The following is an 11,129-nucleotide window of genomic DNA, read 5'->3' on the forward strand; positions in this document are numbered from 1 at the left end:
TTCTCTGGAAATTAATGAAACCATAAAAGAATCGATTGATAATCAAAGCATTGTTTTCACGGATAAAAGCACATCATACGTTGATATTTCAGATTTTGTTGAACTTCATATCACCGAAAAATCTGATAAAGAAACTACCAACGAAACCTTAAAATGGGTTCACATCACCATCAGCAATGCTAAAAGAAATCTATTGGGAAATTATCATAAAATCAAAAGAAAATATCTTCAATTGTATCTCAACGAATTTATTTACAAACTAAATCGAAGATATTTCGGAGACAAACTATTCGAAAGGCTCATTATTGCTAATATTACAGCAGTATGATTAAAAACGGATATACATAATGTTTTTTAAACGCAAAGTGCGCAAAGATTTTTATTTATTATTATTGAAAACATTTTTAAGGTCGCAAAGCCGTAAAACTTAGCAAAGGATTATCCATAATCTTTGTCATTCCGTAGGAATCTAACCTGCTGGGACTGGTTCCGTCGAACCATTTCGTTCGGTTTTCTACGGAATGACAAAAGTGTTTTTTATATTGAAAGTTTGTTTTTATGTAGAATTTGCAGCCCGACTTGAGCGGAAATCCTTTTTACGCAACGTAGTGGAGTGAAAAGATTGGGAGTCCTTCGACAAGCTCAGGATAAACTATAGGCGGATTATGCTGCACAAATAAAACTAAAAAATTCTTAGATTCAAATAATTAAAATTTTAGAATTAATGTTGTGATTTTCCGAGAAAATGTTTACTTTTGCACCTCGAATAATTATAAAAATTTATAAACAATGTTTGCAATTGTAGAAATAGCAGGGCTTCAATACAAAGTTGAGCAAAACCAAAAGTTGTTTGTGAACCGTTTGAAAGGAGATAAAGGAGCAAAAGTTTCTTTTGATAAAGTTCTTCTTACTGTAAACGGCGCAGTAACTGTAGGTGCCCCGGCTGTAAGCGGTATCGCTGTAGAAGTAGAAATTCTTGATCATGTTCAGGCTGACAAAGTAATCGTTTTCAAAAAGAAAAGAAGAAAAGGTTATGCTAAGAAAAATGGTCACAGACAACAGTTAACTCAAATCCAGATTGTTTCTATCACTGGTTTTGACGGTGCGAAAAAAGAAGCTAAAAAAGCTGCTCCAAAAAAAGCTGCTAAAGCTGAAGTAACAGAAACCAGCGAATCTGCTGAATAATTTTTAATCCAAAAAAGCTTAGAATAAAATGGCACACAAGAAAGGAGTTGGTAGTTCCAAAAACGGTAGAGAATCTCACTCTAAAAGATTAGGTGTTAAGATTTTCGGAGGTCAAGAGGCTATTGCTGGAAATATCATTATCAGACAAAGAGGTACTCAACATCACCCAGGTGAAAATGTTGGTATTGGTAAAGACCATACTTTGTTTGCTTTGGTAGACGGTAAAGTAGTTTTCAGAAAGAAAGCAAACAACAGATCTTTTGTATCTATTGAACCAAACGCTTAATTAATCAGCGTTTTATAAAACAAAAATTCCGGAGCTTATAGCTTCGGAATTTTTTTATTTGTCAACAGTTGTTTTTTTTAAATTTATGATCATTGTTGGTATTATCTTGACCATCTGATAGCCATCAAAAATTGTAATTAAATAAAGTTTTTAGTCGTACTGATTAATTATATATAAAATAAAATCTAAACCTTACTGTGATAATATATTCTTTTGGCTAATCAGGATATATTTTAAAAAAACAAAAATCCCCAAGTTTTCACTTGGGGATTCTGTATTTTAATAAGTCTATGACTTTTATTTAACTTCTTCAAAAATAACCATATATGAAAATCAATTAGTTATAGTTTTATGGTACAAATGCGATACAGAAATGGCGTTTTTTTTATACGATCAAGTGTTGAGCAGCAATCTAAATCTGTTCAATGTACTTAATTAAATCTGAAAGCTGCCTGCATTAATTCTTGTTCTGATCGTGAAATACCAATTTGATGAGCAATTTCTTTCCACTGGTTTACTGAATTGAAAACTTCGTTCAATATGTTGTCCATTTCAGAATGATTTAATCGAAAAAAATCGCCTACGCTTTTAGCCAATTCAAAATCTAAAGCATTATTATCCATATCAATATTTAAAGCCAAACCATCTTTATCAATGGAAGGATTTAAATCATAAGCCGGAGATAACACCCAACCTTCGTCAGTCAAAATAAATCCATGATTGCGAAGATGGTCGTCCGTATTGGAAACAGCAATATTAAAAACAATTCTTCGCCATAACTGGTGTAGATTTTCATTAACCTTACAACCATAATTCTGAATAAATTCCACTATATCCAAATAACTCGCAGGTTGATTTTTAATCGTGTCTTCATTGTTTCCAGTCATCGTCATTGCCGATGAAAAATGAATTCTTTCCTTACCCATTCGATCAAAGCGTTTGGTGAAAAAGGTGTGATAAGTTCCACTTACTTTCTCCATTTTACATTCTGCCATTTCGATTCCTGCTTTTATCGCTAATTGGTAGGTTAAATATTCCCAAGCGGCTTTATCAATTGTATCATATTTGGAAGGGAATTTCGCAATCCAAAGTTGATTTTTTTCGTCTAAAACATTGGCTTTGGGTCTTGCACCTCCCAAGGAAGATCCTGGCACAATTAGCACTTTCAACCATTTGTTTATGGCTTCGTTATCCGTATCATTTTCATAATGAACAACGGCTTGCTGCAATTCCCGAACCGTTGACCAAGGCGGTGTAGATTTTTCGGAATCATTATCTAAAAAATCACCGTTAGGATCCAATTTAAATCGAAAAGCACCCATTCTTGTTTCATCAAAAACGCCCAATAAATAATCAATATCATACAATGTTTTAGGATTTTCGCCTTTCGTTTTGGCTAACTGAATTTCACGACGTTTCATTAATGTTCGTCCCCAAGTATCGGGCATACTGTCTAAGAAAATTCCGAAATTCTCTTTATTATTTGGAAATTGTTGCCCGGAATAAAATTGAATATCCGGATCTATCAACCGTTGAGCATTGGATTTCAACCAATTTTTGTCATATTCAAAACTAAAAGCCTTTCGTCCTTTGGCTTGATGTGCAGACAAAATACCCAACAACACTGGTTCGGCTAATCCAAGCCAATGTGCATAAACATAGATGTCGGTTTTATTTGTTGCCATTTTATAAGAGATCTAAATCTTGTAGTTTTCTGCCCATTTCATCATCAGCTGCCAACTTTAAGAAATCGTTTTGCAAGCCCAATACACGCAACACATTAAAATAAGCACCCATTGCCACACTACTATCTCCTTTTTCTACTAAATATAAGGTAGAACGAGCAATACCTGCACGCTCGGCAACTTGTATTGCCGTAAGCTTTCTACGCTTCCGAGCTAATTTTATGTTCTCACCCATTTGCTCTAAAAGAGCAGCGTATTTGGGTAAAAGGATTTGCTTTTTCATTTTAAATGATTGCTATTTCATACAAAAATAAATAAAACGATTGAAATAACAATCATTTAAATTGGTGATGTTTTTTAATCATTACATTCTGTCACAAAAACAGTAACTATTTGTGACAAAATATAATATTAAATTAAGACTGATATTCACCTCAACGCTTTAAACATCTGTTCTATGGCTTTTTTCTTTTGTTCCATATTTGGGTGTACGTAGAGATTAAGCGTTGTACTAATGTTAGAATGTCCCAATAAGACACTTACCGTTTTGTAATCACAATTACTTTCAATACATCTTGTTGCAAAGCTATGTCTCAGTCCGTGGAATTTTAATTTAGGCATATTCAATTCCTTCATCAAATTTTTATAATAACTGCGATAAGTTCGGGGTTCTGTTGGTTTTGCATCATTGGTTATAACAAAAAATGAAGGGTTTACAATTTTTTTAAAAGGCTTAAGTATTTTCAATAAATCTTTGCTTATTGGAATTTCCCGAATAGAATTTTTTGTTTTGGGTGTGTCTAAAATAAGTTCAGTTTTTCTATTTCCATCTTCAATAACATATATCCTCTGAATCGTTCTGTTAACACTAATTATTCCGTTGTCTGTATCCACATCTTCCCAAGTCAATGCACATATTTCGCCGATACGCATACCTGCACTCAAGCAGATATATACACCTAAGTTCCGAAATGTAAAGTGTTCTTGTATATAATTCATAATTTTCTTTTGATCGGTTTTACTAAGAACTTCGATGCTATGTTTTTCACGTTCTGTGGGAAACTGTATGTCAAAAGGAGTATAATTTAGCCATTTGTGCTTTGCTCCAAATTTGAGGATCATTTTCAGTACGATTAAAATATCCTTGATTGTTTTATGACTTAAGCCGGATTCTAATTTTTGGAAAACAAAATTTTGTACATCAATTTCTTCAAGTTCATATTTATCACCAAATGCTGGTAGTAGATGATTTTCAATAAGGAGCGTATAAGCCGAAAAACTTGACTTTTTTACATACTGCTTTTTGTCTATTTTCCATAGATCGATTACTTCTGACAATTGCTTTTTGTTCATTTTATTTGAATTAAAGATTAAAAAGAACAAAGGAAGAAAATAAAGGATTGAGGATTTTAAATCTTTTGCATTGAGCTTCAAGAATCTTTAATCTAAATGTTCCCCATTTACGATTTCCGGGGTTTACTGGTGAGTGGGAAGTGAAGAAGTTGGGGGAGATAATGGATTTTAAAATTACTAACTCTTTTTCAAGAGAAAATTTGAATTATGAAAATGGAACAGTAAAAAACATTCATTATGGAGATATTCATACTAAATTTCAGGCATTATTTGATATTAGAAATGAAGTTGTTCCTTTTATCAATGAAGATATAAATATTCGTAGGATTTCAGAGGATAATTTTTGTAAAGAGGGAGATATAATTTTTGCAGATGCGTCTGAAGATTTAGAAGATGTTGGTAAAAGCATTGAAGTTATAAATCTAAATGATGTAAGATTGCTATCTGGATTACACACACTATTAGCAAGACCTAAGGAAAATGTTTTCCATTTAGGATTTAATGCTTACTTATTTAAATCCAATCGTGTTAGAACGCAAATCCAAAGAGAATCACAAGGAACAAAAGTTCTTAGTATTAATGTTGGACGGATTTCAAAAATTGAGTTGTCATTTCCTGCTGTAAAAGAACAACAAAAAATTGCCTCATTTCTGTCCCTAATCGATGAGCGAATCCAAACTCAAATTAAAATAATTGAACAATTAGAAACCTTAATTAAAGGACTAAGTGAAAAACTGTTTTCACAAGAAATCAGATTCAAAGGATTCACAGAAAAATGGACAGAAAAAAAACTTGGTAAATTAGCAACTTTTTATTCAGGTGGAACTCCGCTGACATCTAAAAAAGAGTATTTTGATGGAAATATACCTTTTATCCGATCAGGTGAAATAAATTCTAATGTAACAGAGCAATTTATTAATGAATTAGGTTTAAAAAATTCATCTGCTAAAATGGTTGAAGTTGGTGATATTTTATATGCCTTATATGGCGCAACAAGTGGTGAAGTAGCAATTAGTAAGATTAATGGAGCAATAAACCAAGCAGTGCTTTGTATAAAATCTCAACAAAATCATTATTTCATTTACTCTTATCTCTTTCATAAAAAAGAACACATTATAAATAAGTACTTACAAGGTGGTCAAGGAAATTTATCTGCAGACATTGTGAAGCAGATAGAATTACCCATTCCACCTCTTGAAGAACAAACTATCATTGCCAACTTTCTTTCTGCTATTGATACAAAAATTCAAACAGAAAAAAATATTTTGGAGAAGTATCAATCTCAAAAACAATATCTATTGCAAAACCTATTTATATAAACAGATTTTGCAGTAGGTGTTTTTTCTGATCTTTTAATTTTTTTAACAAAGTATTTTCAAGATTTATTTTTTCATCGATAGACGAAAGTAATTTTTCTATTTTATTTTGTTCATCCAAACAAGGGCAATAGATAAGAGCCTCTCCATAATCTTTGAAATAAATATGAGGAATACCAGAACCAACTTTATACGTGTTAAAGTTAAAGAATTTCAAACAGAAGAAAATATATTTCAAATTAACATAAGATTTTATTGTCAGGTAGTTCAATGTTCCAATAACTGAAAATTTTCCTGTTCCATACTGGACTTTTCCAACTCCAGAACCATCTTTGATTATCATAATTGCATCTTCATCAATTAGATAATTTTCTGAATAAGAAATAATACCTGTTGCACCAAAAATTGGAAAAACTCCTCTTTCATTTAATATTTCCGCTTCAGTCAATGATGATGAATGGCAAGAAACACAATCTTTCAATTTTACATTTGGAGTTTGTGTAAGAATTAACTTTTGATGAAGTCCTTTAATTGAAGATTTAATATCCTGTTTGAATACGCTTCGCTATCAACTATATGAACAAATTCTTAATCAAGAAAATGAAATAGTACAGATTAAGGAGGTTTTAAACTACGAACAACCAACTAAATATTTAGCATCAAATACAGATTACTCTTCAGATAATTCTTTGATTCCTGTTTTGACGGCAAATAAAGCGTTTGTACTAGGATATACAGCTGAAGATTTCGGGATTTATGATAAAGGTGAGTGTATCATTTTTGATGATTTTACAATGGATACCAAATTTGTAAATTTTCCTTTTAAAGTAAAATCATCAGCGATTAAAATATTAACTGCCAAATCTAATGTAAATCTGAAATTTATGTTTGAGTATTTGTCTTTTTTAGGATTATCATCTGCTGAACACAAACGACATTATATTTCTGAAATTGAGCCAATAGAAATTTCATTACCTAATCATCATAAACAAAATCAGATTGCAAATATATTGTTAGGAATTGATAAAAAGGTAAAAATGGAATTCGATATCTATACGTTACTGACTAAGCAAAAGCTCTATTTATTACAAAACCTGTTTATATAAATAGGTTTTGTAATAAATATTTTTTCTGTTCTTCTAATTTTTCTAAGAGTTCTGTTTCGATATCAATTTTTGTGTCGATTGATGAAAGAAAATTAGCTATTTTCATTTGTTCTTCAAGAGGTGGAAATTTAATCGGCATAGACTGAAACATTGGTAATCTCAAAGATTTTACAGTTGAACCTACAGCTTGAGATTGTAAATACTTCTCATCAATATCTATATGATAGTATAAATATTTTCCACTTAATTCAATGAAATCAAAAATTGCATACGTTCGTTGATGTAAGTCAAATTTTCCCATAAAATATTTAGGTGTAAATTTCTGTCCTTCTCCTGGTACTATTACTGCTTCTTTGTTGAATAAATATCGTTTACTTGTTCTAACATCTTGAGATCTATCAAAAAACGTATATTCTCCATCTAAAATTGAATCTTCTCTATTAGAAGAGCCTGTTGTTATTGTAGCTAGTTCACCGAGTTTTTTATGTTGCCATTCTGGAAAATCATTCCCATTGTCATCTTTAAACGTCAATTGACGAGAGAATATTTTCTTGCTAAGCGTATTCTTTAACAATTTAAGTTCCTCAATTATTTTAATTTGGGTTTGGATTTTTTCGTCTATCAGAGACAGGAATGAAGATATTTTTTGTTGTTCATTAGGATTCTTTGGAATAAGAAAGGGGAAATTTTTGATTTGTTTTTGCGAAAGCATTGGAATTGCCCCTAAAGCTTTATTTTTTTGAACCTCATTTTGGATATTCTCCCCAATTAAAATATAGTACAGAAATTTCGGATTACAAGTTATATCTTTCAACAAGACCATACTTGGGTTAATTGTTGCAAAACCAATTTCCTTTTCGATTATTGCACAATCTCCCAATGTGCCTCGTTGAGAAAAAATGATGTCACCAACTTTAACCATAATTTCAGGTGATTCATAATATTTATCCCAACTCAAAAAAGTGGGTTCAGACAAATCAATCGTTTGATTTTTTATATGCTTGCCTCCCAATACAAATGCTCCTTTGCCTTCTTCAACCAAATCTCCAGTAGTGTATCCTCTATATCCTATTCTTCCTTTTAGTAAGCAATTTTCATCTACTGAAGTAAGTTCCCACTCATCAGTAAACCCCGGAAATCGTAAATGGGGAACATTAGCGATATTTTTATTATCTTTTTGTATCTCGGTCATAGTATTATCTTCTTATTCAGCATTAAGGATTTAATCTATTTGCTTTTATATTTTTATTTTGTATCTTTGCAACAGCTCAGTGACCATTTCTTTATTGAATGTAAGTGTTAAAGGAGTTTAGAAACCGTTTAGTTCCACTAAGCGGTTTTGGCTTTTATATAAGTTTCATACTCTTTTAATTTCTTTTTTAAAGTATGGTTGTCGGCTATATAAAAAGCAGTCCAAAACAATAAATAGCCATTTCTTTTGGTTAATACTACCAAATATCTTTCAGATTCATTCAATATATGAATCCGAGTATCTCTTCCAAGTACTTTCTCCCAAATTAATAGTTCTTTATGTGGACAATTTGATATAATGAATTTAGGAAAACGTATTCGTTCCATTCTTCTCATATCAGGTGTACGGTTTTGTTCATCCTCACCCTCATGTGTGATATGATAAAAAGTACGATGTAGTCCATCTACTTCCGGATGCTTTTGTGCTGACACTTTCATGCCTTCGTAAATTGGCTGTGTTTTAATAAAATCATTATGAAAAACCAAATAAATGGCTTCAAAATATGATGTAAAATCACCGCCAAAATCACTAAACGGTATTAATTGGGGAAAAACTAAACTCATACAAAATATGGTTTTTGAGGTTCCCAAATAAAAACATTGAACTTCCGTTCTTTTAATAATGTGGATTTTGTAAGCGAATATTTAGAGCGATGTTTAATAAGATTGATTAATTCATTCTTCGCCTTATTATTGTTTAATCCTCTGTTTACATAAGCCGTAGCACCAATTAATAAATCGGCGAGTTGTAATATCTCTACTTCGTGCGACCGCACTTGTTGTACTTTTTTGATTATTTCTTTGGAATAATCATATTTATCATTCCTCAGAACCTGCTCAAGCTTATGAACTTTTTCCTTACTTCTGGTATCCTTAATATCAATATAGATATGATGTGAATTTTCAGGATTTAGAATGGCTTTTAACATTCCAAAATACATTTTGTAGTAAAATGTATCGTGTGTATGATTAAATTTTTCGTAATTAATAGCGGATTTATCTGATACTACAAGAGTTCGAAACTGTAAATCATCATCATCAAAAAAATAATTGATGACATCTTTATAATATTCAATTTTTGATTTTGAAACCTTGTTCCATTTCAACTCATAGTAAGTACGATTATCCTTATCATTCTTTTTATTTTTAGGAATAAGATTATGCTTGATTTTAAAACTATATAATCTTTCAAAAATTTCTTCTTTCTTTTCAATTGGGCAATAAACAGCACCTAAAACCATTATAGGTTCTTTGTCATTCAGCAAATGACAACTTTCGTCGCAATATATATTGATTGTTGGTTTCATCACTAAAAAAAATTAAAAAACAAGCCCCAATTCTTTAAAATATTTTTGAATTTCAATATCCAATTCTGCACGTTTCGCTTCTAAAGATTTGATTTCTTGCATTACAGTGTGAATATCAACAGGCTCTTCTTCAACCTGCGTGCTTACATATCGGGAAATATTAAGATTATATCCATTTTCTTCTATTTCACTTATTGGAACTCTACGAGAATAGCGTTCTTCTTCGTTTCTAAACTGATAGGTTTCTACAATTTTGTCTATATCATTTGGCTCGCCATTTTCACCTTCACGTAAACGATTTTGTCGTTTGTCTTTTTTATAACATTCGCTGGCATTGATGAATAGTACATCATCAAATCTTTTGCATTTTTTCAAAATCAAAATACAAACAGGAATACCCGTTGAGAAAAATAAATTTGAAGGCAATCCGATTACGGTATCTATATGGTTATCTCTTAATAATTTGGTTCGGATACGTTCCTCGGCACCACTTCGGAACAATACACCGTGTGGAAGAATAATTGCCATTGTTCCTTCGTTAGAAAGATAATGGAAACCGTGAATTAAAAAGGCAAAATCAGCAGCGGATTTAGGGGCTAAACCATAGCTTTTGAAACGAAAATCGTCAGCTAAACTGTCGTTTGGTTCCCACTTTAAGCTAAAAGGAGGATTGGCTACAATTCCGTCAAATTCAATTTTTTTCGCAGGATTCATTTCGTTCAACATATCCCAATCATTGGAAAGGGTATCACCATGGTGAATCTCAAATTCTGTGTCTTTTACCCCATGTAAGAGCATATTCATACGGGCAAGGTTATAGGTAGTGATATTTTTTTCCTGTCCGTATATTTTTCCAATATGCCCTCCGCTTTCTTTTAATTGTCTACGTACATTTAATAGTAAAGAACCTGAACCACAAGCGAAATCAAATACTTTATCTAATTTTTTCTTTTCTCCCAATGCGGGGTTCTGACTATCTAAAATTACAATTTTAGATAAAATGGTAGACATCTGTTGCGGAGTATAAAATTCGCCTGCCTTTTTTCCAGAACCAGCTGCAAACTGTCCGATAAGATATTCGTAAGCATCTCCTAAAATATCTGTATCAGTAGAAAAAACAGCAATTCCTTCTGCAATTTTCTGAATGATAGTACAAAGCTTTTTGTTTCTTTCAGGAGCTGTTTTACCCAATTTTTCGGAATTGAGATTGATTTCCGAAAATAATCCCTGAAACGCACTTTCAAACGATTCATTTTCGATATAGCGGAATCCTGCTTCCAGTGTTACTAGTAAATCACCGTTTTGTGTTCGGGCAAGTTCAGAAATGTTACTCCACAGATGTTCTGGTTTGATGACATAATGGATTTTCCGACGCATCTGCTTTTCGAAATCAAGTACATCTGCTTCGTTTGCTTTATACCAAATTTTTAAGGCAGTAGACTTATCTCCTTCTTTTAATTGGGGATAATCTTTCCCTAATTCTTTCTTTGCCGCTTCTTCATAATTATCAGACAGATAACGAAGGAATAAAAACGAAAGCATATAATCTCGGAAATCATCTGCGTTCATTGCTCCGCGTAGTTGATCGGCTATTTCCCAAAGGGTTTTACCCAATTGCTGTTGTTGCTTTAATGTCATGA

At 31.9% G+C, this 11,129-nt stretch carries 13 protein-coding genes; 5 read left to right on the forward strand and 8 right to left on the reverse strand.

The window, feature by feature from the left end; genetic code table 11:
- The 3 genes from B0B05_RS10380 to rpmA all read left to right on the forward strand — a co-directional run.
- On the forward strand, positions 1-328 hold a 328-nt coding region (locus B0B05_RS10380), incomplete at its 5' end, for an IS1595 family transposase (RefSeq protein WP_143745997.1).
- Positions 329-789: 461 nt separating this feature from the next.
- Positions 790-1,185 carry a 50S ribosomal protein L21 gene (gene rplU, locus B0B05_RS10385; protein WP_076783583.1) on the forward strand — a complete coding sequence of 132 codons (396 nt, stop codon included), beginning with the start codon at positions 790-792 and terminating at the stop codon, positions 1,183-1,185.
- A 28-nt stretch (positions 1,186-1,213) separates the two neighbouring features.
- On the forward strand, positions 1,214-1,471 hold the full coding sequence (gene rpmA / locus B0B05_RS10390; protein WP_076783584.1) for a 50S ribosomal protein L27: 258 nt from the start codon (positions 1,214-1,216) through the stop codon (positions 1,469-1,471).
- Positions 1,472-1,902: 431 nt separating this feature from the next.
- On the opposite strand, the gene B0B05_RS10395 is transcribed toward rpmA, so the two are convergent.
- The 3 genes from B0B05_RS10395 to B0B05_RS10405 all read right to left on the reverse strand — a co-directional run bounded on the left by B0B05_RS10395 (position 1,903) and on the right by B0B05_RS10405 (position 4,509).
- Positions 1,903-3,156: a type II toxin-antitoxin system HipA family toxin gene (locus B0B05_RS10395; RefSeq protein WP_076783585.1), complete on the reverse strand. Its 1,254-nt coding sequence runs from the start codon at positions 3,154-3,156 to the stop codon at positions 1,903-1,905.
- Between the two features lies 1 nt (position 3,157).
- The gene (locus B0B05_RS10400) at positions 3,158-3,439 is read right to left on the reverse strand and encodes a helix-turn-helix domain-containing protein (RefSeq protein ID WP_076783586.1); all 282 of its coding nucleotides are present in this window, start codon (positions 3,437-3,439) and stop codon (positions 3,158-3,160) included.
- Positions 3,440-3,585: 146 nt separating this feature from the next.
- Positions 3,586-4,509, reverse strand: a complete 924-nt coding sequence (locus B0B05_RS10405; RefSeq protein ID WP_076783587.1) for a tyrosine-type recombinase/integrase — start codon at positions 4,507-4,509, stop codon at positions 3,586-3,588.
- Between the two features lie 140 nt (positions 4,510-4,649).
- On the opposite strand from B0B05_RS10405, the gene B0B05_RS10410 reads away from it, so the two are divergent.
- A complete protein-coding gene (locus B0B05_RS10410) occupies positions 4,650-5,828 on the forward strand; it encodes a restriction endonuclease subunit S (protein WP_262488151.1) in 1,179 nt (392 codons plus the stop codon).
- Here B0B05_RS10410 and B0B05_RS10415 read toward each other — a convergent pair.
- Entirely contained in the window at positions 5,821-6,306 is a 486-nt protein-coding gene (locus tag B0B05_RS10415; RefSeq protein WP_221406972.1) for a restriction endonuclease subunit S, read from the reverse strand. The two genes, B0B05_RS10410 and B0B05_RS10415, sit on opposite strands and share 8 nt — an antisense overlap.
- 70 nt (positions 6,307-6,376) lie before the next feature.
- Here B0B05_RS10415 and B0B05_RS10420 point away from each other — a divergent pair, with 70 nt between their 5' ends.
- Positions 6,377-6,931 (forward strand): restriction endonuclease subunit S, encoded by a 555-nt coding sequence (locus B0B05_RS10420; RefSeq protein WP_076783590.1) that lies wholly within the window; start codon positions 6,377-6,379, stop codon positions 6,929-6,931.
- Here B0B05_RS10420 and B0B05_RS10425 read toward each other — a convergent pair.
- The 4 genes from B0B05_RS10425 to B0B05_RS10440 all read right to left on the reverse strand — a co-directional run bounded on the left by B0B05_RS10425 (position 6,924) and on the right by B0B05_RS10440 (position 11,127).
- Positions 6,924-8,123, reverse strand: coding sequence for a restriction endonuclease subunit S (locus B0B05_RS10425; RefSeq protein WP_076783591.1), 1,200 nt, complete (start codon positions 8,121-8,123; stop codon positions 6,924-6,926). The genes B0B05_RS10420 and B0B05_RS10425 overlap by 8 nt on opposite strands.
- A gap of 137 nt (positions 8,124-8,260) precedes the next feature.
- A complete protein-coding gene (locus tag B0B05_RS10430; protein WP_076783592.1) occupies positions 8,261-8,746 on the reverse strand; it encodes a hypothetical protein in 486 nt (161 codons plus the stop codon).
- A complete protein-coding gene (locus tag B0B05_RS10435; RefSeq protein ID WP_076783593.1) occupies positions 8,743-9,489 on the reverse strand; it encodes a DUF3800 domain-containing protein in 747 nt (248 codons plus the stop codon). The genes B0B05_RS10430 and B0B05_RS10435 overlap by 4 nt, the downstream gene beginning before the upstream one ends.
- Positions 9,490-9,501: 12 nt before the next feature.
- Entirely contained in the window at positions 9,502-11,127 is a 1,626-nt protein-coding gene (locus B0B05_RS10440; protein WP_076783594.1) for a type I restriction-modification system subunit M, read from the reverse strand.
- Positions 11,128-11,129 lie beyond the last annotated feature (2 nt).

Origin of the sequence: Epilithonimonas bovis DSM 19482, from assembly GCF_900108115.1 — a bacterium.
Classification (GTDB): domain Bacteria; phylum Bacteroidota; class Bacteroidia; order Flavobacteriales; family Weeksellaceae; genus Epilithonimonas; species Epilithonimonas bovis.